Below are 22,826 nucleotides of genomic sequence, written 5' to 3' on the forward strand. Positions count from 1 at the left end.
CCGGTTTGGCAATCCGATCCGACTGTGTCTCAGCGTACAGACCGTCCCAATCAACCAAGTCAGAATGGCAACTCATTCTTAGAGGAGAACATCATGAGCTACACGGAACGCGATGCTTACGGTATGTATGTCGACAACGGCAACAAGGGTCCCGGCCCTGAACTGATGGGCGCAGACACGCTGATCGGCGACCACGTTCACAATCTGAAGAACGAACACCTGGGCGAGATCAAGGAAATCATGCTCGACATGCGCACCGGCAAAATTGCCTATGCGGTCATGTCGTCGGGCGGCATCCTGACCATCGGCGAAAAATTGTTCGCGGTGCCATGGGAAGCGCTGACCCTGGACACGGTCAACAAACGCTTCACCTTGAACATCGACAAGGAGCGCATCGAGAACGCGCCCGGTTTCGACACCGACCACTGGCCCAACATGGCCAACCAGACCTGGGCGAGCCAGATCCATAGCTACTACGGCACCCGCTACGACAACCTCGACAGCGGTCCGCTGTGATGTCGGCCCTGATCATGCTGGCCGGCGCGGCCGCGCTGACCGCGACCTTGATGGTGCGGATCGCGCGCCGGCGCCAGACGCAGGCGCGGCCGCCGGTCGGCGTGCCCGTCACGCTGGCGAGCTGGTCCGACGGTCGTGAATACCAGGTGGCAGAGCACCTGCGGCGCAAGAGGCGATGAGTTGGCGGGATAACCACCGCCCTCGCATCGTTGCAGTACGGCTTCGGCCGCCCGTGTAAGCGTGCGGCCGAAGTCTTTTTAATCAATGAATGTCGTCGAATTCATCGTATTCACGGCGGCTTTTGGGCAAGCGGCGCTCCAGAGTGTTTCGGGACTGCAAGTCGACGTGCTCGATCAAAACCAGTGCGGCGTTCAGCGCATTGCTCATTGTCTTGGCTGCGTTAGCCATCGCTTCCGCCGGCGTTGGCGGCGTAGTGGCGGCACGTTTTTGCAGACGGGCGCGCAATTGCGCGGCACACGCCCAATTCTTTTCTCCAGGGAAGCGTATCCACAGATCCCGCCAGGCATTGCGGCCGTCGCCGGCCACGGCCTGGGTCAACTGATGCGGGGACACGGGAAGGCCGCGATAGATCAAATCATCACCGACCACTTCGGCGCTGTGCCAGTCTTCCTCATATTGCATGCGTACGCGAGTTCCCTCCGGTAAAAATAAAATCTTCCATTGGTAGCCGCGCGATGGCTGGGCGGTCGCCTTCTCGCGCTCGATCCAGAATTTAACGGCGGCCACCAGCGCCTCGGTGACCGATAGAGAGCTGGCGCTCTTGCGCAGGAATTCTTCAAGCTGGAGTTCAGTGGCGGGTGGGAGTAAGCGAGTCTGTCGGGGATTCATACTCTTTCTCCTTGCGGTTTCTGTCGGTTTTTGTCTCTTCCTGTCTCTTTAGACCCGGAGCCCGAGCTGGAGTTCAAATAAGACAAAAAGAGACAGAAACAGACAACCAAAAGAGTACGGTTCCCGCATAGAGTCGTGTGATATTGCCCCTTTCACCTCTTACGGTCCTGTACCAGACACCTTATATGCCCGTTGGGGTGGGGGCCCCAGATCTTAGGCCGCGTCCCGCACCGCCTGCTGGGCGCGCGCATAGCTCTCCGCCACCGCCGCATAGTTGGGCGCGACCAGGCCATATAGCTTGGCCAGCTCCGCCGCTTCCGGGCGCGCCCAGGTGCGGTGCAGCTCCGATAACAACGCGTTGGTCGCGGTGGGCTTGACGCCACCTTGTGCGAAGCGCGCAACGGAGACGCGCGAGACCATCTCGCTCGGATCGCCGGACGCGTCGATGACGGCGTAGACATCGTACCCTGCCGCCACGGCGTCGAGCGCGGGAAACATCACGCAAACGCTGGTCCACACGCCCGCCATCACCAGCGTCTTGCGGCCGCTGGCGCGCACGGCGCCGACAAAGTCGGCGTTGTCCCACGCGTTGACCTCGCCTTTGCGCGGCACATAGACGGCATGCGGCGCGTACTGGTGGATCTCCGGCATCAGCGGACCATTGCTGCCGGCCGGCTCCGAAGCGGTGGTGATCACCGGGATCTTCAGCAAAGTGCACAGCCTGGCGATCGTCTCCACGTTCCGCCGCAGGTCTGCCACCGCGATATCCTTGACGGTCTGGAAGAGTCCGGCCTGGTGGTCCAACAGCAGCACCAGGGTGTCGGCGGGATCGAGCAGCGCGGCGCCGCCGCCTGTGGGCAAGGCGCTGGGTTTGGCGTGTGAAATGTCTGGCATGGGTGGTTCTCCTTGATTGGACAGTGGTGACAGTGACGGCGGACGATCGGGAACGCGCGTCCAATCAGCTTGCCTGAATTCGTGTCCTCGGTGGCGTTGCGGCGCCAGTTCGCTCCCCGCACTCCCCCCGAAATGGGGGCCTGTGGCACCCGGCTTCCTCAAATTCCGCGCGCGTACGACTGCGGCCAGCCATCGCGCCGGAAATTCCACCTCAACAAAAATCACGGCTGATGGTCGGCAGCCGGCCCAGCAGGTGCGACATGTCGACCAGCCGCTTGGCCACCAGGTGGCGCACGATGCCGTCCTGCTGCCAGACGCCGTACACGCCCAGCAGCGGCGCGCCCAGCACCTCGCGGCGCTGCTCCTCGACCAGTTTGGGCCAGATGATGACGTTGACGTTGCCGGTCTCGTCCTCAAGGGTGAGGAACAGCACGCCCTTGGCCGTGCCGGGCCGCTGCCGCACCGTGACCATGCCGCAGGCGCGCGCCAGCATGCCGTTGGTGTAGGTGTTCAGGGTAGCCGCCGGCAGGAAACGGTGCTCCAGCAACTTGGCGCGCAGCAGCGCCAGCGGATGGCGTCCCAATGTCAGGCCGTGCGAGCGGTAGTCGCCGAGGATTTCCTCGCCCTCGCTCGGCGGCTTCAATACGGGCGCCTCCTCGTCCGGCGTGGTCGGCCGCAGCAAATCCTTGTCCGGCGTGGCGCCGACCGCCTGCCACAGCGCCTGCCGGCGGTTGCCGGCCAGGTGGACCAGCGAATTGCCGGCGGCCAGCACTTGCAGGTCGTGGCGGTCCAGGTCGGCACGCCGCGCCAGGTCGGCGACGCTGGCGAACGGCGCCTGGGCGCGCGCCGCTTCGATGCGTTCGGCGGCGCCATCGCGCATCCCCTTCATCATCGACAGGCCCAGCCGCACCGCCGGCTGTCCCAGCTTGCCCACCGGCTCCTCCAGCGACGACTCCCAGCCGCTGATGGTGACGTCGATCTCGCGCACCACCACGCCGTGGCGCTTGGCGTCCTGCACCAGTTGCGACGGACTGTAGAACCCCATCGGCTGGCTGTTGAGCAGCGCGCACAGGAAGGCGGCCGGTTCGTGGCATTTGAGCCAGGAACTGGCATAGGTCAGCAGCGCGAAACTGGCCGCGTGCGATTCGGGGAAGCCGTATTCGCCGAAGCCCTGGATCTGGCGGAAGATCGATTCGGCGAACTCGGGATCGTAGCCGCGCTCGGTCATGCCCTCGACGATGCGGGCATGGTACTTGTCGACGCCGCCCTTGCGTTTCCAAGCCGCCATCGCGCGCCTTAATTGATCGGCCTCGCCCTCGCTGAAACCGGCGGCGATGACGGCGATCTGCATCACCTGTTCCTGGAAAATCGGCACGCCGAGGGTGCGACCGAGCGCCTCCTTCAGGCCCGGCGGATAGTCGATAAGCTTGGGGTTGATGCGCCGCTGCAAATACGGATGCACCATGCCGCCCTGGATCGGCCCCGGCCGCACCAGCGCCACCTCGATGACGAGATCGTAGAAGACCTTGGGCCGCAGCCTTGGCAACATGCTCATCTGCGCGCGCGACTCGATCTGGAACACGCCGATGGTGTCGGCCTGGCACATCATCGCGTAGGTGGCGGGGTCTTCGGACGGAATGGCGTGCAGGGCCAAGGGCGCGCCGCGCCGGGCCGACACCAGGTCGAGCGCGCGCCGCAGCGCCGACAGCATGCCCAACGCCAGCACGTCGACCTTCATCAGGCCGAGCTCCTCCAGATCGTCTTTGTCCCACTGGATCACGCAGCGCCCTTCCATCGTGGCCGCCTCGATCGGCACCAGCCGCGACAACTTCTCGTGCGAGATGACGAAGCCGCCCGGATGCTGCGACAAGTGGCGCGGAAATCCCAGCAACATCATCGCCAGCGAAGCCCATTGCTGCGCCAGTTGCGAGTCCGGGTCGAGCCCGCATTCGGCCAGTCGTCCGACCAGGTCGTGCCGGCTGTCGAACCAGTGGTGCGACTTGGCCACCTTCTCGACGATGGCGAGGTCGACGCCGAGCGCCTTGCCGCTGTCGCGCAGCGCGCTCTTGGGCCGGTAGCTGATGACGACGGCGGCCAGCGCGGCGCGGTCGGCGCCGTATTTTTTATAGATATACTGGATCACCTCCTCGCGCCGCTGGTGCTCGAAGTCGACGTCGATGTCGGGCGGCTCCTTGCGCTCGCGCGAGATGAACCGCCCGGTCAGCATGTTGCTGCGCTCGGGGTCGACCGCCGTCACGCCAAGACAGAAGCACACCACCGAGTTGGCTGCCGAACCGCGCCCCTGGCACAGGATGCCCTGGCTGCGGGCGAACTTCACGATGTCGTAGACGGTCAGGAAATACGGCTCGTACTCGAGCTCGGCGATCAGCTTGAGCTCGTTCTCGATCTGACCGCGCACCTTGGCCGACACCCCGGCCGGAAAGCGCCACGCCGCGCCCTCGTACACCTCCTGGCGCAGGTAGCTGGCCGGCGTGTGGCCGGCCGGCACCAGCTCGCGCGGATATTCGTACCGCAGCTCGGTCAGCTTGAAGGTGCACTCCTGCATGATGCGCAAGGTCTCGAACAGCGCCGCCGGCGGATACAGGTTGGCCAGCCGCAGACGCGGGCGCAGGTGCTGCTCGGCGTTCTGCGCCAGCGCGTAGCCGCACTCGCCGACCGGCTTGCCCACCCGCACCGCCGTCAAGGTATCGTGCAGCGGCTTGCGCGAGCGCACATGCATGCACACCTGCCCCAGCGCCACCACGGCCATGCCATGCTGCAACGCCACCTCGTCGATGCTGAGGCGGTGCGCCTCGTCGAAGGCGCGCTGCAGCAGGTTCAGCCCCATCCACGCGCGCCCGGGAAAGGTCGCCTCCATCCACGCCGCCTGCGCGTGCAGCCGGTCGACGTCGCCGGGCTGGTGCGCCGGGTAGTGCGGCAGCAGTATCATCAGGCAGTCCGGCAAGCCTTTCAAGTGCGCATAGGCAGGCGCCGGCGCGGCCAGGTCGGCCGGCGTCAGCAGATAGCTGCCCTTGGCGACCCGGTTGCGGGCGATGGTGATCAGTTCGCACAAATTGCCGTAGCCTTCGCGGTTTTTGGCCAGCGCGATGAGCGACAACGCGGCGCTGCCGTCCGGGTTCTTCAGGTGGAAGTGGCTGCCGATCACCAGGGGGAGGCCGGCCTCTTTGGCGGCCGCGTGCGCGCGCACCACGCCGGCCAGCGAGCACTCATCCGTGATGGCCAGCCCCGCATAATCGAGCTCGACAGCGCGCGCGACCAGCTCCTCCGGCCGCGACGCGCCCTGCAGGAAGGAAAAGTTGCTCATGCAGAACAGCTCGGCATAGGCCGGCAGTCCTTGCGACGACGGGAGTGGTGACGGTGGCGGGCTCATAGGCATACTGTGTTTATGTACAGTATTTTACACCCTAAGCGCACGGTATACTCAAGTCATGCTCATTCATCAACTTCTTTGCTTCGGCACCATCCCCGGCGGCGGCAACGCCGCCCTCGTCGTCCAACACGACCACAGCGACGCCGATTGGCGCCAGCGCTTTGCCCGCGAACGCGCCCTGCCCGCCTGCGTGTTCGTCGACACCGCGCCCGACGGCGGCGTCGTGCTCGACTATTACTATCCGCACACGCGCAGCCCGCTGTGCCTGCACGCGACCCTGGCTGCGGCGCGCGTGCTGCTGTCGCCGGAGCGTCCGAGCTTGACCGTGCACACCGCCATGCGCGGCCAGCCGCTGACGCTCACGTTGCCCGAGAATGGCAACGACGTATTTGTCGAACTGGCGCCGCAATCGGTGCCGCAGCCTGCGATCGCCAACGACTTGGCGGCGCGTCTGCTGGCCGCGCCCGGGATCGAACTGGCATCAGCGCCCGTCGTCGCCTCGGTCGGCAGTCCCAAATTGTTGCTGGAGGTGGCCGACAATGCCACCCTGCAAGCGCTGCGCCCGGACCTGCAAGCCATCGCCGACTGGGGCCGCGAGCACGGCGTCAACGGCTGCTACGCCTGGTGCCGCCGGCCCGACGGCGCGCTGGGGGGCCGCAACTTCAACCACCTCGATCCTGCGATGGAGGACGCCGCCACCGGAGTGGCCGCCGGCGCCCTCGCCGTCCACCTGGGCGCTGACGTGACCTTGTACCAGGGCGCCAACCTCGGCCAGCCATGCCGCATCCGGGCCCGCCCCAGCGGCGTCGGCGCCGAACACATATTAATAGGCGGTGCCGCCGAGTTCATTTGACCGGTCCGGCCTCCGTAACACTACGTACCCGGGCATCCGCCCCGGGACTAGTTGGCGCGTCAAAACAACACTAAATAGTGTTTAAACGCAAAATTGGCAGAAAACCCATATCAATATAAATTATTTGAATAGAATCAAATTTTTCATGGGAGCCGAAACGTGCCAGCCAACACCACCTTACGCAACGCCGTCTTATTCACCCTCTACGGCGCCGCCGCGCTGACCCTGAGCCCCGCCGTCCACGCGCAAAGCACCGCGCCGGCAGACGCCGCCGCCGCTCCCATGCAAACGGTCACCCTGGTTGGCTCGCGCCGCGCCACCTCGTCGGCCACCGACACCGTGGTGCCGGTCGATATCATCCCGATGAACAAGGTCTCCGAACAGGGCGGCCAGTTCGACCTGGCACAATCGCTGACCTACATCTCGCCATCGTTCAACTCGACCCGCCAAAGCGGCTCGGACGGCGCCGACCTGGTCGACTCGGCCGCGCTGCGCGGCCTGGGCTCGGACCAGACCCTGGTGCTGGTCAACGGCAAGCGCCGCCACACCACCGCGCTGGTCAACCTGTTCGGTGCGCGCAACCGCGGCAACACCGGCACCGACCTGAACGCCATTCCGATGCTGGCCATCAAGGACGTGCAGGTGCTGCGCGACGGCGCCGCCGCCCAGTACGGCTCGGACGCGATCGCCGGCGTCATGGACATCGGCCTCAAAAAGAGCCTGGGCTGCGAAGCCATCGCCGGCTACAGCCAGTACTCGGCCGGCGACGGCGAGAACTACCTGGGCTCGGCCTACTGCGGCTTTAGCATCGGCAACGGCGGCGTGGTCGGCATCACCGGCGAATACCTCGACCGTGGCCGCTCGAACCGCGCCGAAGCCGACAACCCGCGCATCATCGGCGACACCAAGACCGAAAACCAGACCATCTATCTGAACGGCGAACTGCCGACCACCGGCACGGGCAAGCTTTACTTCACCGCCGGCGCCCAGAAGCGCGACGGCTCGTCGGCCGCGTTCGCGCGCGGCGGCGTCGGCTCGGACGACATCCCGAGCCGCAACTCGGCGGCGATGTACCCGAACGGCTTCGTGCCGTTCATCGACGCCAAGATCGACGACCGCTACGCCACCGTCGGCCACCGCATCAAGCTGGGCGAATGGAACACCGACTTGTCGCAGACGTACGGCTACAACAAGATGATGTACAACATCAATAACACGATCAACGCGTCGATCGCCAACCAGGACCTGCTCAACGGCGGGCGCGGCGTCAGCGCCAGCGCCTTCGACGCCGGCGGCTTCTCGTTCCAGCAGCTGACCACCAACGTCGACCTGTCGCGCTACTACGACGGCGTGCTCGGTGGCGGCCTGAACGTCGCCTTCGGCGGCGAATACCGCAGCGAGGAATTCAAGATCTTCGCCGGCGAACGCGGCTCCTATATCGACGCCGACGGCGTCGGCAACGGCGGCAACGCCGGCAGCCAGGGCTTCCCGGGCTTCCAGCCCGGCGACGAGACCACGGCCAAGCGCCACAGCAACGCCGCCTACCTCGACCTCGAGGCCGACCTGACCGACAAGGTCAAGGCGCAGGCGGCGGTGCGCTACGAGAAATTCAGCGACTTCGGCTCGACCGTGACGGGCAAGCTGGCCGGCTCGGTGCGCGTGGCGCCAAGCACCCTGCTGCGCGGCTCGGCCAGCACCGGCTTCCGCGCGCCGTCGCTGCAGCAAAGCCACCTGTCGACCACCTTCACCGACTTCATCGGCGGCGTGCCGAAGGAAGTGGTGCTCGCGCCCAACGGCGGCGTGGTCGCCAACGCGGCCGGCATCCCGAAACTGAAAGAGGAAAAATCGACCAGCTTCACCCTAGGCACGACCTGGACGCCAAGCGAGGCGATCTCCGTCACGGCCGACCTGTACCGCATCAAGATCAAGGACCGCATCGTGCTGTCGGGCCGCTTCAACGCCGACAACTACCCCGACCTGGCCGACCGCCTGGCCGCGCTGGGCGTGGGCGAGGCGCAGTTCTTCGTCAACTCGGTCGACACCAAGACGCAAGGCCTGGACCTGACCGCCTCGCACAAGGCCAACTTCGGCGCCAACCGCCTGACCACCTACCTGGCCCTCAACGCCAGCAAGACCGAGGTCACCGGCATCCACGCGCCGGCCGCGCTGCAAGGCTTCGAGGACGTGCTGCTGTCGGAAAAGGAACGCCTGTACATCGAGCAGGGCGCGCCGAAATCGAAAGTCACCCTGGGCTTCGACTTCGTCACCGGCGCGCTGGAGACGGACTTCAAGATCATCCACTTCGGTCCGCAGACCCTGGGCACCTTCGACGGCACCGCCAACGGCGTGGCCAACCAGCGCTACGAGTCGAAGACCTCGGCCGACCTGAGCTTCACCTACACGATCAACAAGAACATGAAGTTCACCCTGGGCGGCAACAACATCTTCAACGTCAAGCCGACCTCGCAGGACCCGGACCAGACCGACAACGGCTTCAAGTACGAGAGCGTGCAGTTCGGCCTCAACGGCGCCTCCTACTTCGGCCGCCTGTGGGTGCGGTTCTAATCCAGCTGGCTTAACGACGGCGCCTGCGGGCGCCGTTTTTTATTGGCGACTTTAAACAGCTTTACGTTTGCTTACATTTCACTAACGCAATTCAACCCGATCACGGCCTACACTGGTCTTTATTCAAGGCAACGGAGCACGCCATGCGCCACGCGATCGCCCTCATGTTATTCCTCACACTGCTGCAAGGCGCGCTCGCCTACGCGGCGCTGGGCGGCTCGCCGTCCGACTTCGGCGGCACGCCGGCCACCACCGCGCGGCGCCTGGCCGCCACCGGGGCCGCCACGACGGCCGCCACCACCGACGCCGTCTACACCGTCAGCCAGAGCACCCTCGACAGCGGCACCGTCGTGCGCGAATACAGCGACACGGCCGGCAAGGTGTTCGCCGTCAGCTGGCGCGGCCCGATCCTGCCGGACCTGCGCACCCTGCTGGGCGAAAAGTTCGCCGTCATGACCGGCGCCGCCGGCCAGCGGGCCCGGGCCGGCCACTCGCAGCTGGCGCTCAACCAGTCCGACATGGTGCTGGTCTCGAGCGGCCACATGCGCGCGTTCGGCGGCCACGCCTGGATTCCCAGCGCGCTGCCGGCCGGCTTCGACACCGCCACCATCGACTAGGACACCGCATGAGATTTCCCTTGCACGGCGCCGGCGCGCCCTGGACCGCCCGCCTGGCCGCCGCTCTGCTCTGCCTGGCGCTAAGCGCCTGTGGCGGCGGTAGCGGCGGCACGGCGGCCACCACCACCACCACCACCACCCAGGCCGACGCCGGCGTCGTCGCCGCCACGCCGGTGGTCAGCATCGGCGCCACACCGACGGCCACCACCAGCGGCCAGGTCGTCACCCTGAGCTGGAGCGTGAGCAATCCGCCGGCCGCCGGCTGTGTCGCCTCCGGCGCCTGGAGCGGCGCGCGCGCCGCCAGCGGCACGCTCACGGTCACCGCCGGCGCCGCCGGCACGGCCAACTACACGCTCACCTGCGGCGGCGCCAGCGGCACCGCCGACGTGGTCGTGAGCACCCCGCCGCCCGCCCCCACCACCAATCTGGCCCTGGCGCCGGCCAACATCACCACCGCCCAAACCTCGGTGCTGAGCTGGTCGTCGGCCAACGCCACCGGCTGCGTCGCCAGCGGCGCCTGGAGCGGCGCCCGCGCCACGTCCGGCGCGGTGACGGTAACCCCTGCCGGCGCCGGCAACTTCACCTACAGCCTGGCGTGCAGCGGCGACGGCGGCGCCGCCAGCGCCAGCGCCTCGCTGAGCGTGACGGCGGCGCTGTCGAACAGCACCACCATCAGCGTCGACAGCGGCCCGGCCGGGGTGGGCGGCGTCATCAACGTGCCCTACGTGAACGTGACGGTGTGCCAGCCCGGCACCGCCACCTGCCAGACGGTCGACCACGTGCTGCTCGACACCGGCTCCTACGGCCTGCGCCTGCTGGCGTCCGCGCTCGACCCGGGCCTGGCGCTGCCGGCCGTCAAGACCCCGTCCGGCGCCGACGCCGCCGAATGCGGCAAGTTCATCAGCGGCTACACCTGGGGCGCGGTGCGCCGGGCCGACGTCAAGATGGCCGACGAGGTGGCCGCCGGCATCCCGATCCAGGTCATCGGCGACAGCGGCGCCAGCTACGCCGCCACGCCCGCGACGTGCAGCAGCGCCGGCAACAACCTCGGCACCCTGGCGGCCATGGGCGCCAAGGGCATCCTTGGCGTCGGCCTGTTCCAGCACGACTGCGGCAGCGCCTGCGCGCAAGCGGCCATATCCGGCGTGTACTACGCCTGCGGTTCCGCCGCCGGCGGCACCTGCACGGCCAGCGCCATGCCGCTGGCCTCGCAGATCAGCAATCCGGTCGCAGCGTTCGCCGTCAACAACAACGGCGTGCTGGTGAGCCTGCCGGCGGTGGGCGCGGCCGGCCTGACGTCGGTCAGCGGCACCCTGATCTTCGGCGTCAACACGCAAGCCAACAACACCATCGCCGGCGAAACGGTGTTCAAGACCGACAGCGGCGGCGACTTCAGCACCACCTACAAGGGCAAAACGTACGGCTCGAGCTTCATCGACAGCGGCTCGAACGGCTACTTCTTCACCGACGCGACGATCCGCACCTGCTCGGGGGGCGACTTCTTCTGCCCGGCCGCAGCGCTGGCGCTGAGCGCGACCAACACGGCCGCCGACGGCAGCGCCAGCGGCACGGTCGCCTTCAACGTCGTCAACCTGGTGCAACTGGCGTCGACCGTCCAGGCCGCGCACGTGGGCGGCCCCCTTGCCGGCATTTCCACCGCCGGCAACGGCGACGCCTTCGACTGGGGCCTGCCATTCTTCTACGGCCGCCGCGTGTTCGTCGTCATGGAAGGGCATACGGTCAACGGCAAGACCGGCCCGCTGTGGGCCTACTGACCCAACAGTCGGGGTCAAGTCTAACATTCCAACACGTGCTGATCCGCAGCACGGCCGAGCTCGTGTATGAATGTTAGACTTGACCCCGCAGTTTATTGCGGTTTGTCACAACGCGGTCATGTAGTTTCGTTAAAGTCGCCACCTTGATTTTTATACATTTTTGGGGATGCGATGAGAACGAATTCGGTGATGGTGGCGGCGTTGATGGCGGCCGGCGTGGTGGGTTGCGGCGGCGAGTCCAATCCGGTGCCGGCCATTCCCGAGGGTACCACCGTGACCCTGGCGTTGATGGAGACCACCGACATCCACGCCAACGTGATGAGCTATAACTATTACTCGCTGGCCGAGGACACCAGCCTGGGCCTCGAACGCACTTCCACCCTGGTGGCCGCCGCCCGCGCCGAGACCCCCAACAACGTGCTGCTCGACGACGGCGACACCATCCAGGGCACCCTGCTGGGCGACCTGCAGGCCGTCACCAAGCCGATCCCGTGTTCGGAGACGATGGCCGTGCACAAGGCCATGAACGCCATGAAGTACGACGGCGGCGGCTTCGGCAACCACGAATTCAACTATGGCTTGCCGCTGCTGAGCCAGATCACCAACACCGACTTCGGCATCCCCGGCGTGGCCAAGCCGAGCGGCACCTGCGGCGCCCCGGCCTTCCCGCTGACCCTGACCAACGTCACCGGCGTGGCCAGCGGCAAGCCGATCGTGCAGCCGTACGTGCTGCTGCCGCGCACCTTCTCGGCCACCGCGCCCGACGGCGGCAAGTTCGACGTCAAAATGAACATCGGCCTGCTGAGCTTTGTGCCGCCGCAGATCCTCGAGTGGGACCAGAAGAACCTGGCCGGCAAGGTCGCCGTCACCGGCGTGCAAGAGGCGGCCAAGCAGTACGTGCCCGAGCTGCGCGCCAAGGGCGCCGACCTGGTCGTGGCGCTGTCGCACGGCGGCCTCGATCCGAGTCCGTACAGCCCGAAGATGGAAAACGGCAGCTACCACCTGACCACCACCGGCATCGACGCGCTGCTGATCGGCCACTCGCACCTGATCTTCCCGAAAGGCAAGGAGCCGGGGGCCGCCGCCCTGGACGCCTCGTTCGCCGCCTTCCCGGCCAGCGCCAAGATCGACGCCGTCAACGGCTTCGTCAACGGCGTGCCGACCGTCATGGCGCAAAGCTGGGGCCGGCGCCTGGGCATCATCAAGATGACGCTGGCCTACACCGGCGGCAAGTGGGTGGTGCAGCCGGCCAGGACGACGGTCGAGTCGCGCGGCTTCAAGTACACCGACGGCACCACCAACGTCAAGGCCGATCCGGCCATCGCGCCGCTGGTCGCCGCCGAGCACGCCGCCACGATCGCCTACGCCAAGCAGCCGCTGGGCGTGGCCACCGACTTCGAGATGTCGGCCTACTTCGCGCTGGCCGGCGACGTCAGCGCGATCCAGCTGGTCAACCAGGCGCAGCTCGACTACGTCAAAAAATTCATCGCCACCAGCACCGATGCCACCCTCGCCAGCTACAAGAATATTCCGGTGATCTCGTGCAGCGCGCCGTTCAAGGCCGGGCGCAACGGGCCGTCCGACTTCACCGACGTCGCGCCGGGCGCCAGCGCCGCCGCGCCGGTCGGGCTACAGGTGCGCAATCCGGGCGACCTTTACCTGTACAGCAATAACAACCTGCAGGCGGTCAAGATCAAGGGTTCGGACTTGAAGGCATGGCTGGAGACGTCCGCCAAGCAGTTCGGCCAGATCGATCCGGCCAAGACGGCCGAGCAGGACCTGGTGCCGAGCTATGGCACCATCTATAACTACGACGTGTTCTACGCCGAGAACAACGCGCTGACCTACCAGATCGACGTCACCAAGCCGGCCGGCGCGCGCATCGTCAATTTGACGTACCTGGGCAAGCCGGTGGCCGACGGCGACGACTTCATCGTCGCCACCAACGATTACCGCGCCGGCGGCGGCGGCGCCGTGCCCGGCATCGACGGCAGCAAGACCATCATCAAGTCGCCGGACGCCAACCAGACCGTGGTGAGCAACTACCTGGCCGCGCTGGGGGCGTCGACCGGCAAGGTCACCTTGGCCGGCAACGGCAGCGCGCGCAGCTGGAGCTTCGTCAAGACGGCCACCGCCGGTCCGGTGATCCTGCGCTCGGCGCCGGGCCACCTGGCGCTGGCCAAAAGCAGCGGCATCACCGCCGTCACCGCAGAGGGCGCGCTGGACGCGAGCGGCTTCGCCAAGTACACGATCGATCTGAGCAAATAAACCCGGGGAGCGCGACGATGAACAAGCCTTCAGTGACGATCCTGGCGACGGTGCTGGCCTCCGCGCTGTTGTTCGGTTGCCAGATCCAGCGCGATCCGCCCGACGCGGCGCAGATCGAGACGGTCGGCATGAAGGCGCTGCAGCAGGCCGACGCCAGCGCCGAGCGCAAGCTGATGGCGTGGGCGCGGCAGGACATGCCGGTGGCCCAGCGCGAGCTGGCGCTGCTGTATAAAACCCGGGCGGACCAGCGCGCCGAGGCGCTGAAGTTGTTCGAGCAGGCCGCGCGCGGCGGCGACGTCGAGGCGGCGTTCCAGCTGGGCGAGCTGCTGCGGCTGGGCGTGGCCGGCGTACCCGCGCAGCCGGCGGCGGCCGCGCCGTGGTACACCCTGGCGGCGCAGCAGCGGCACGCGCGGGCGGCGCTGGTGCTGGGCCAGCTCTACAAGAACGGCGACGGCGTCGCGCGCGACGACCAACTGGCCGCGCGCTGGCTGGGCGCCGCCAGCGAAGGCGGCAACGCGCATGCGATGTTCCTGCTGTCGTACTTCTACAGCGAGGGGCGCGGGGTGCCGGCGGACCCGGCCAAGGCGCGCGCCTTGCTGGAGGAGTCGGCCGAGCACGAGTACCCGCCGGCGCTGCAGGAACTGGCGATGACGGTGCAGCTGGGCGACGCCCACAGCGCCAGGGACGAGCGCCGCGCCGGCTACCTGCTCAAGGAGGCGACCGAGCACCGCCACAACAACTGGAACCGTTTTTGATCTGGGTTTGATCTTGGCTTGATCTGGCCCATGGCCGACCATTACATGAAGTTGCGGGTGTGCAGGGACGACAGGTGTTGTGCGGCGTCCTTGCTGAAGCCCAGTCTTTCCAGCCGCGCCTGGCGTCCCTCGGCCATGTCGCGCATCAACTGCTGCACCTTCAGGTAGCCGGCCGCGATGGCCGGCACCGTCAATTCCCCCGCCGCCAGCAGGATCAGCGCGTCGAACACTTCCTCGTTCAGGCCCGATGTCGTCGATAGCGCGTCGTTGCGCGACTGCACCGCGTTGGCCAGCCGCGTCCGGACGCCGGGATCGTTTTCCAGCCGCGCGGCCAGGTGCGTCATGCCGAAGGCGACGTGGCGCGCCTCGTCGCGCGCGGCCAGCCGGGCGATCTGGCGCGTGACCGGGTCCGGCGCGTGCTCGTGCAGGAAGTGCAGCAGGCTGACGAACGTGCCCTCCCCCAGCACCGACAATAAAAACTCGGCCACCGAGAAATCCGGCTCGTCGAGCAGGGTCTTGAGCGAAGCCTGGCCGCCGGCGGTCGACAGGCCCGGCTCGCGCCCCTTGAGCCGCAACCGGCGCGTGAAGACGTCGATGTGGCGGGCCTCGTCGGCGACCTGGATCGCCAGCACCGCCTGCACCTCGCGGTAGTGCGGGTGCAGTTGGCCGAGGAAGCGCGCCGGCACCACCAGCGCGGCCACTTCGTTTTCGATCATATAGGTCAGCACCTGCACCACCGCGTCCTCGACGATGTCGGGCAGCGCGAACGGCGCGGCCCAGTCGATCGCCGTGTGCGGGTCCCACTGGGCGGCGGCGGCCTGCGCGTACAGGTCGGCGGCGCGCTCGCCCCAGACCTCGTCGCGCTCGGCCAGGCGGAAGGCGATCGGCGGCGAACCCGCTTCCACCGTCGCGCCGCGCGCGGCCAGACCCCAGCGGGCGTCGGCGCGTTCGGCCAGCGCGCCGGGCAAGGCCGGGTCGGCGTGGCCGGTGCGCAGCGCGCCGCGCCAGCGTCCGCCCGCGCCGGCGCGGGCCTGGTTGGCGGCGTTGTCGGCGTTGTCGGCGCTGTCGGCGTTGTCGGCGCTATCGCCATGCCGGCGCACGGTGGCGATGTTGCCGCCGCCCTGCCCGCCCTGCTCGACGGCGCATTGGTGCCCTTGCGTGCGGCACCACGCGATCAGTTGGCCTTCCCAGCCGTAGGCGCGGCCGCGCACCTGCAAGGTTTGCCCCGGCGGCAACGCCGCCAGCGCGTGCTTGACCAGCACATGGGCGCCGGCGTCAAAGCCCAGCTGCTCAATATCGATAGTCGCTTGCAATGATATTCCCCGCTGCATCGTAGAACTGCTCGTCGTCGGCGGCGCGCATCAGGGCGTCGTAGCCGCTGGTGCGGCCGGGCAGCCATTGCCGCAGGCCTTCCATCTCCAGCAGCGGCCGCACCTCGGCGTCGTCCCAGCGCATCGCCAGCAGCAGCTCGGTGAACTGCTTGATCTGCTCGGCCGGGGCGCCCGGGCTGACGGTGAAGTTGCAATGATCGAAGGGTTGCGTGCGCGCCAGGATGCGCGTTGTACCGGCCGCCAGCAAGCCTTCGCGCGAGAATGCCATGTGGTTGCCGTCGATCATCCAGGCGGCGTCGATCTCGCCGGCGACCAGCGCCTGCGCGGCGTCGCGCTCGCCGCCGATGTGGTCGCCGTGCTTGCCGCCCAGGACGTCGAAGTGGCGCGCCATGAAGTCGCGGCCGGCCAGCAGGCCGTGGTGGCGCAGATAGTCGAGCGGGATCAGGCGCGCCTGCGGCGAGTCGATGGCGCCGAAGCCGATGGTCTTGCCGGCCAGCCAGGCCAGCTCGGTCACCGGCGAATCGGCGCGCGTGACCAGCACCGACGTCAGGTCGCGGTCGGTGTCGCGCATCGCCACCGTGTCGAGCGTCAGGCCGCGCGCGGCGGCGATGCGCTCGGCGCGCACCCACGCCAGCGGCGAGTTCCAGGCCAGGTCGATGCTGCCGTCGAATTGCGCCTCGACCTGGCGCTCGTAGTTGGAATAGAGGAGGTAGTCGAAGGCCAGGCCGTGGCGGCGGAAGTATTCCTTGAAGCCTTCCCAGATCGTCACGACCTTGGGCGCGTAGGCGACCGCGCCCATCATCAGTGGTGTGCTTGTCATGTGTCTCCCTTGTGCTCTCAATGGCGTCATCAGCCGAACACCGGCATGCCGCAGACGGCCTTGCCGATGAAGTCGTACAGCACGTCCGACGTCGGCGCCATCACCGACGCGGCGCGGGCGTCGCGGAAGTAGCGCTCGATGCCCAGGTCCTTGCGGAAGGCGGCGCCGCCGCACACGCGCATGGCCGTGTCGCTCACCTCCAGCGCGGCCTCGGCGGCGGCGGCCTTGACCTGCATCACGCGCAGCATGGCGTCGGCGCGGCCGGCCGCCAGCGCGGCGACGGTGTCGTCGCGCAAGGTGCGCACCAGGTCGGCCTGGATGCGGGCGCGCGCCAGGTAGGCGCGGATGGTCGGCAAGTCGGCCAGCGCGCTGTCGAGGTGCTCGAGCCTGCTGGCGGTGACGTGGCCGCAGGCGGCCTCCAGCACCGCGTCCATCAGGCCCAGCGAGCACGACGCCGTCAGGGTGGCGAACACCGGCAGCACCTTCCCGACCATGATGTCGAAGCCGCCGCCGTCGGCGCCCAGCAGCGCGCCGGCCGGCGCCCGTACGCCCCGGGCCGTCAACGGCGACGAGCGGTTGCCGCGCAGGCCGAGGCCGTCGAAGAATTTGGCCTCGCCGAGCCCCTCGCTGTCGCGCTCGACAAGCCACAGGCTGCTGACGCCGGCGCCGTCGGCCGGCCCGGTCGACCACACGTAGGAATCGGCTTCGGCGGCCGAGGTGACCATAGTCTTGCTGCCGTCGATCACGACGTGGTCGCCATCGCGCCGCGCCGTGCCCATCGGCGCCCAGAAGTGGCTGCGCGAACCGCTGTCGGACCACGCCAGGGTGCTCAGGTGGCGGCCGGCGGCAATCTCGCGACGCACGGCCTCGGCGCCGAATGCCTCGATGACCACGGTGGCGCAGTAATGCATGCACACCACCATCGCCGTCGACGGGCATGCGCGGGCGATGCGCTCGACCACCTGGGCCGCCTCGGCCAGGCCCTTGCCGCCGCCGCCGACCGCCTCGGCGCTGATCAGGCCGAGCAGGCCGGCCTGGCCCAGCGCGCCGATGGCCGCGCGGGGAAAGACGGCGTCGCGGTCGGTCGCCTGCGCGGCCGGCGCGACGGTGGACAGGACGATGGAATCGAGTGTTTGCAGGTAGGGCATGGCGTTCCTCATAGCGGCAAGGGGACGATAAGCGGCGCGGCCAGTGTAGCAGAGAGCGCCACACCGCCGCGCCCCGTACTCCGGGGTCCGGTCCACCATTTCTACACGGCCTCGTCCCTCGTAAGGCTGGCCGCCGATTTACGCCGCTCTACGGTTCTGCTTGTGTAGAAATGGCGGACCTGACCCCGGAGTTGCCGGCGTTGCTGAGGGTGGCCATTTCGCGCTGCATGTTGGCGATGGCGCGCGCGTTGTAGGTGTCGGCGAAGTAGGCGTTGCCGAACAGCTGGCCCGCTTCGGCCTTGCGGCACAGATGCGCCAGCGCGCCGCCCCGGTCCTGGCGGTACTTGACGTCCGGCAGGTGGCTGTATTCGCGCCGGATGCCGCGCGCGTAATTGTGATAGACCTCGTCGTCCTGGCCGAGGATGGCCAGGTCGACGCTGAGCATGACGTCCTTGAGCCGGTGCGTGATCGACGCTTCCTGGAAGTGGTCGGTGGCGCGTATCAGTTGCGCCGTGTCGTCCATTTCCTGCGCCAGGTGGCTGCCCAGCCACAACTGGGCGCTCGCTTCCTCGTTGGTCAACTCGCCCGGCTCGCCCCGGCGGCCGTATTCGGCGTCGTGGAACCAGAACGCCTGCTTGACGATGTCGACATCGAGCGGGTCCGGGCCGGTGTTGGCGGCCCAGGCGCGGATCTCGCACAGGCCGTGCACCAGGTGGTCGAGGTTGTGGTAGTGGCGGTCGGCGCCGCCGTAGGCGGTGGCGCCGGTCAGGCGCACGAACCATTGGTCGGCGTGGGCGATGGCCGGCACGTCGGCGTGGGCGTAGTCCCACAAGGTTTCCCATTCCTTGCGCAGCCAGCTGAGCACCCAGGCGTGGTAGGCCGGCCCGGGCACGAATTGCTTCATGATCCAGTTCCAGCCGATCGGCCCCTCGAGCGCCTTGACGAAGCTCGAACTGACCGAACCGAGGTCGCGCGGCGGCATGACGAAGATGGTCTTGGCGCCTTGTAACACGTCGACGTTGGTCTGCTGGATCAGGTTTTCATAGTCGAAATCGGCCGTGGTGCGGATGCCGCGGATCAGGCAGTCGGCGCCGTGCTTCTTGGCCGCGCGCGCCGTGTAGTCGCCCTTGACGATGACCACCTGCACGTTGTCCCAGCCCTGCTCGGCGCAGCTGAGCGCGATGATGCTTTTGCGCTCCTCGGCCGTGAACTTGGGTTTTTTGGCGGTGTTTTCGGACAGGAACACCACCACTTCGTCCGCGATCGAGCGCGCCTCGTTGATCACCCACATGTGGCCGTTGGTGATCGGGTCCAGGGTGCCCGAAAAGCCGATCTTCTTCATACGCCGCTCCAACCGATGTCAAAGGAGCATTTTAGACCGGAGTGGGCGTCGCAGTCTCGGGAAAATCGACTTGGACCTTCAGCCCGCCCAAACGCGCGGACTGGTCGAGGGTGAGCACGGCGCCGTGGCGCTCGGCGATGGACTTGATGATGGCCAGCCCCAGGCCGCTGCCGCCGGCCTCGCTGCCGGGCACGCGGTAGAAACGGTTGAAGACGCGCTCGCGCTCGTCGGGGGGAATGCCGGGGCCGGAATCCTCGACGCTGAGGATGACCCTGCCCGGGGCCGACTTGGCGCCCGGCACGCGGCGCAGGTCGAGGTCGACCGTGCCGCCGGCCGGCGTATATTTGATGGCGTTGTCGACCAGGTTGCGCAGCAGGATGATGAGGGCGTCGGGCTGGCCGTCGACGCCGGCCTCGTCGGCGTGGTGCAGGCCGAGGTCGATCTGGCGCGCCTGCGCCAGGCCGGCCATGTCGCCCAGGGTGCGCTTGAGCAGGTCCGACAGGCTCAGCGCCTCGAGCCGCGCGTCGTCGACCGAGCCCTCCTGGCGCGCCAGCACCAGCAGTTGCTCGACCAGCCGGGTGGCGCGCTCGATGCCGGCCGTCACGCGGCCGATGGCGACGTTGCGCGCGGCCTCGTCCTGCGCGCGCCCCAGGCTGAGCACCTGGAGCTTGAGCGCGGCCAGCGGCGAGCGCAGCTCGTGGGCGGCGTCGGCCACAAAATGTTGTTGCGCCTCGAAGGCGGTGCGCACGCGGCCGAACAGCAAGTTCAGTTCGTGCACCAGCGGCAGCACCTCGTCCGGTAAATCGTTTTCCGACACCGGCGACAAATCGTCGGCCTGGCGCGCGGCCACTTGGCGTTTGACGCGCGACACCGGCGCGAGCGAGCCGCTGACGACCCACCACACCACCAGCATCAAAATCGGCGCCATGACGGCGATCGGGCCGACCGTGCGCAGCGCCAGCGTGCCGGCCATGCGCTGGCGCACCGCCATGTCCTGGGCGACCTGCACCGTCTGGTTGCTGGTTTGCACCGAGAAGATGCGGTAGGTGGTGTTGTTGGCCTTGACGTTGGAAAAACCCAGCACGGCGCGCTGCGGCAGCGCCGCGCGCGACAGCGAGCGGAACACCTGGGCGCCGTCCGGGGTCCAGACCTGCACCACGAGGTCGTCGTTTTCGGGGTCGGCCACGGCGTCGGCGGCCTTGTTGGTCAGGGTCGCGCTCGAGCGCAGCGACATGGCCATTTGCTGCATGTGGTAGTCGAAGATCTGGTCGGCGTCGCTCAGCGCGCTGCGGTAGGCGATCAGCGCCTGGGCGATGGCCGCCATGGTGATGGCCGCCAGCAGAAACCACAGCAGCCTGCCGCGCAGCGAGTGCGTCACCACCGGCACCCGCGGCAACGATGGCAGCGAGGGCATCTTGACCTTCACCTTCATAGCTTGGGCACCATGTAGCCGAGGCCGCGCACGTTCTGAATCAGCTCGGCGCCGAGTTTTTTGCGCAGGCCGTGGATGTAGACCTCGACGGCGTTGCTGTTGACCTCGTCCTTCCAGCTGTACAACTTCTCTTCGAGCTGGTGCCGCGACAGCACGATGCCGGGCCGGGCGATCAAGGCTTCCAGCACGGCCCATTCGCGCGCCGACAGGTTGACCGGCTTGCCGTCGGCGATCACTTCGCGCGTTTGCGGATTGACCGAGACGTTGCCGTGCTCGAACACCGGCTCGGCGCGACCGGCCGAGCGGCGCAACAAGGCGCGGATGCGCGCCAGCAGCTCGTCGAGGTCGTAGGGTTTGAGCACGTAGTCGTCGGCGCCGGCGTCGAGGCCGGCGATGCGCTGCTCCTTGGCGTCGCGCGCGGTGGCCACCAGGACCGGGGTCAGCTCCTTGCGCGCGCGCATCGAACGCAGCACTTCGAGGCCGTCCTTGCGCGGCAGGCCCAGGTCCAGCAGCACCAGGTCGTAGGTTTGCGTTTGCAGCGCGGTGTCGGCCATGTCGCCGTCCTTCACCCAGTCGACCGCGTAGTGCTCGGCCCGCAGCAGGTCGAGCACCACTTCGCCGATCATCGTGTCGTCTTCTACCAGCAGAAGTCGCATGGTGTGTTTCCTTTCTTGTTATTGTCGCATTCCGCCAGAGGGTTGCAAATGACCGGTTTTTGATTACCCCAGTCGCACCGGGATGAAGATTCTCTCATCTCCGCGCTGGATCAGCAACGCCACCGACTTGCCGGACTTGTCGACCACCTGGCGCACCTGGTCGACGGTGTTGACCGCCAGCCCGTTGACCGACAGCAGCACGTCGCCCGGCTGGATGCCGGCGTTGGCGGCGGCGCCGCCGGCGTCCTCGATCACCAGGCCGCCGGGGATGCCGGACTGGCGCCGCTCCATCTGGTCGAGCGGACGCAGCGACAAGCCCAGGCGCAGCTTGGCGGTGCCCTGGTCGCCCCGCTCGCTACGGTCGGCCAGGGCGGCGACTTTATCGTTGGCATTGCCCAGGGTCGCCGTCAGCGGCACCAGTTTGCCGTTGCGCCACACCTCGAGGTTGATCTTCGAGCCCGGCTGGGCCAGGCCGACCATGGCCGGCAGGTCGATCGAGCTGACGATCTTCTGGCCGTTCATCGTGCGCACCACGTCGCCCGGACGCAGGCCGGCCTTGTCGGCCGGGCCGCCGCGTTCGACGTTGGCCACCAGCGCGCCTTCCGGCGTGGCCAGGTTGAACGAATCGGCGAAGCTCTGGTCGATCTCCTGCACCGTCACGCCCAGCTTGGCGTGTTCGACCTTGCCCTTGGAGACGATCTGGTCCTTGATCTTGGTGGCGACGTCGATCGGGATGGCGAACGACAGGCCCTGGTAGCCGCCGGTCTGGCTGTAGATCTGCGAGTTGATGCCGACCACCTCGCCGCGGGTGTTGAACAGCGGCCCGCCCGAGTTGCCGGGATTGACGGCGACGTCGGTCTGGATGAACGGCACGTACGAATCGTCCGGCAGCGAGCGGCCCTTGGCGCTGACCACGCCGGCGGTGACGGTGTTGTCGAGGCCGTATGGCGAGCCGATCGCCAGCACCCACTCGCCCACTTTCAGGTTGTCGGTCTTGGCCAGCGGCACGACCGGCAGGTTCTTGGCGTCGATCTTGAGCACGGCGACGTCGGTCTTGGGATCGGAGCCGAGCACCTTGGCGCGGAATTCGCGGCGGTCGGTCAGTTTGACGACCACTTCGCGGGCGTCGCGCACCACGTGGGCATTGGTCAGGATGATGCCGTCGGCGCTGATGATGAAGCCCGAGCCCATGCCGTGGGTCGGCATTTCGCGCTGGCCGCGCGGCTGCTGCTGGCCCTGGAAGCGGCGGAAGAATTCCATGAACGGGTCGTCGCCGAAGGCGTCGCCGCGGCCTGGACCGGCCTGGCCGCTGCCGTCGTACGAGGTCTTGACGCTGCCGGTGACGTTGATGTTGACCACGGCCGGGCCGTTGTGGGCCGCCACGACGCTGAAGTCCGGCAGCGAAATACTAGGGGCCGGCACCGCCTGCGGCGCGGCCTGGGCGGCGGCGGGCGCAGCCGCTGTTGCCACGGCGGCCACAGGAGCGCCGCCGGCGGCCGTCGCGCTGTTCTGGTGGACCACCACCGCACCGCCCGCGCCGATCGCGGCCAGTACGGCCACGGCGGCGACGGCGCGCTTGGCGGTCTTCGATCCGGACGAAGTAGTTTGGGACAT

General features: G+C 67.7%; 18 protein-coding genes. 8 read left to right on the plus strand and 10 right to left on the minus strand.

Annotated features, from left to right (window positions below):
* Window positions 1-93 precede the first annotated feature (93 nt).
* Window positions 94-516 carry a PRC-barrel domain-containing protein gene (locus tag AC0IYS_RS23750; protein WP_090314957.1) on the plus strand — a complete coding sequence of 141 codons (423 nt, stop codon included), beginning with the start codon at window positions 94-96 and terminating at the stop codon, window positions 514-516.
* Window positions 516-695: a hypothetical protein gene (locus AC0IYS_RS23755; protein ID WP_471707489.1), complete on the plus strand. Its 180-nt coding sequence runs from the start codon at window positions 516-518 to the stop codon at window positions 693-695. The genes AC0IYS_RS23750 and AC0IYS_RS23755 overlap by 1 nt, the downstream gene beginning before the upstream one ends.
* 82 nt (window positions 696-777) lie before the next feature.
* On the opposite strand, the gene AC0IYS_RS23760 is transcribed toward AC0IYS_RS23755, so the two are convergent.
* From AC0IYS_RS23760 to AC0IYS_RS23770, 3 genes are all read right to left on the minus strand, one after another.
* The gene (locus AC0IYS_RS23760; RefSeq protein ID WP_471707490.1) at window positions 778-1,365 is read right to left on the minus strand and encodes a hypothetical protein; all 588 of its coding nucleotides are present in this window, start codon (window positions 1,363-1,365) and stop codon (window positions 778-780) included.
* Window positions 1,366-1,578: 213 nt separating this feature from the next.
* Window positions 1,579-2,259 carry an isochorismatase family protein gene (locus AC0IYS_RS23765; protein ID WP_471707491.1) on the minus strand — a complete coding sequence of 227 codons (681 nt, stop codon included), beginning with the start codon at window positions 2,257-2,259 and terminating at the stop codon, window positions 1,579-1,581.
* Window positions 2,260-2,470: 211 nt separating this feature from the next.
* Window positions 2,471-5,650 (minus strand): error-prone DNA polymerase, encoded by a 3,180-nt coding sequence (locus AC0IYS_RS23770; RefSeq protein WP_471707492.1) that lies wholly within the window; start codon window positions 5,648-5,650, stop codon window positions 2,471-2,473.
* A gap of 58 nt (window positions 5,651-5,708) precedes the next feature.
* Between AC0IYS_RS23770 and AC0IYS_RS23775 the strand changes: the two genes are divergently transcribed.
* From AC0IYS_RS23775 to AC0IYS_RS23800, 6 genes are all read left to right on the plus strand, one after another.
* On the plus strand, window positions 5,709-6,503 hold the full coding sequence (locus AC0IYS_RS23775) for a PhzF family phenazine biosynthesis protein (protein WP_471707493.1): 795 nt from the start codon (window positions 5,709-5,711) through the stop codon (window positions 6,501-6,503).
* Between the two features lie 159 nt (window positions 6,504-6,662).
* A complete protein-coding gene (locus tag AC0IYS_RS23780; RefSeq protein ID WP_471707494.1) occupies window positions 6,663-9,068 on the plus strand; it encodes a TonB-dependent receptor plug domain-containing protein in 2,406 nt (801 codons plus the stop codon).
* A gap of 143 nt (window positions 9,069-9,211) precedes the next feature.
* Entirely contained in the window at window positions 9,212-9,685 is a 474-nt protein-coding gene (locus AC0IYS_RS23785; protein WP_471707495.1) for a DUF2844 domain-containing protein, read from the plus strand.
* Between the two features lie 8 nt (window positions 9,686-9,693).
* Window positions 9,694-11,460, plus strand: a complete 1,767-nt coding sequence (locus AC0IYS_RS23790) for a DUF3443 domain-containing protein (RefSeq protein ID WP_471707496.1) — start codon at window positions 9,694-9,696, stop codon at window positions 11,458-11,460.
* Window positions 11,461-11,631: 171 nt separating this feature from the next.
* The gene (locus AC0IYS_RS23795; RefSeq protein ID WP_471707497.1) at window positions 11,632-13,728 is read left to right on the plus strand and encodes a bifunctional 2',3'-cyclic-nucleotide 2'-phosphodiesterase/3'-nucleotidase; all 2,097 of its coding nucleotides are present in this window, start codon (window positions 11,632-11,634) and stop codon (window positions 13,726-13,728) included.
* A gap of 17 nt (window positions 13,729-13,745) precedes the next feature.
* Window positions 13,746-14,483, plus strand: coding sequence for a tetratricopeptide repeat protein (locus tag AC0IYS_RS23800; protein WP_471707498.1), 738 nt, complete (start codon window positions 13,746-13,748; stop codon window positions 14,481-14,483).
* Window positions 14,484-14,524: 41 nt separating this feature from the next.
* Here AC0IYS_RS23800 and AC0IYS_RS23805 read toward each other — a convergent pair whose 3' ends face one another.
* The 7 genes from AC0IYS_RS23805 to AC0IYS_RS23835 all read right to left on the minus strand — a co-directional run bounded on the left by AC0IYS_RS23805 (window position 14,525) and on the right by AC0IYS_RS23835 (window position 22,826).
* Entirely contained in the window at window positions 14,525-15,796 is a 1,272-nt protein-coding gene (locus AC0IYS_RS23805) for a ferritin-like domain-containing protein (protein WP_471707499.1), read from the minus strand.
* Window positions 15,774-16,634 (minus strand): phosphate/phosphite/phosphonate ABC transporter substrate-binding protein, encoded by an 861-nt coding sequence (locus AC0IYS_RS23810; protein WP_471707500.1) that lies wholly within the window; start codon window positions 16,632-16,634, stop codon window positions 15,774-15,776. Before AC0IYS_RS23810 ends, AC0IYS_RS23805 begins: the two co-directional genes overlap by 23 nt.
* A 29-nt stretch (window positions 16,635-16,663) precedes the next feature.
* Window positions 16,664-17,782 carry an acyl-CoA dehydrogenase family protein gene (locus tag AC0IYS_RS23815; RefSeq protein ID WP_471707501.1) on the minus strand — a complete coding sequence of 373 codons (1,119 nt, stop codon included), beginning with the start codon at window positions 17,780-17,782 and terminating at the stop codon, window positions 16,664-16,666.
* Between the two features lie 148 nt (window positions 17,783-17,930).
* Entirely contained in the window at window positions 17,931-19,124 is a 1,194-nt protein-coding gene (gene coaD, locus AC0IYS_RS23820) for a pantetheine-phosphate adenylyltransferase (protein ID WP_471707502.1), read from the minus strand.
* A 31-nt stretch (window positions 19,125-19,155) separates the two neighbouring features.
* On the minus strand, window positions 19,156-20,538 hold the full coding sequence (locus AC0IYS_RS23825; RefSeq protein WP_471707503.1) for an ATP-binding protein: 1,383 nt from the start codon (window positions 20,536-20,538) through the stop codon (window positions 19,156-19,158).
* 14 nt (window positions 20,539-20,552) lie between these two features.
* Window positions 20,553-21,212 carry a response regulator gene (locus AC0IYS_RS23830; protein WP_090314983.1) on the minus strand — a complete coding sequence of 220 codons (660 nt, stop codon included), beginning with the start codon at window positions 21,210-21,212 and terminating at the stop codon, window positions 20,553-20,555.
* 63 nt (window positions 21,213-21,275) lie between these two features.
* Complete coding sequence (locus tag AC0IYS_RS23835) at window positions 21,276-22,826, minus strand: DegQ family serine endoprotease (protein ID WP_471707504.1); 1,551 nt, start codon at window positions 22,824-22,826, stop codon at window positions 21,276-21,278.

The organism is Duganella sp. AC237, from assembly GCF_979254035.1.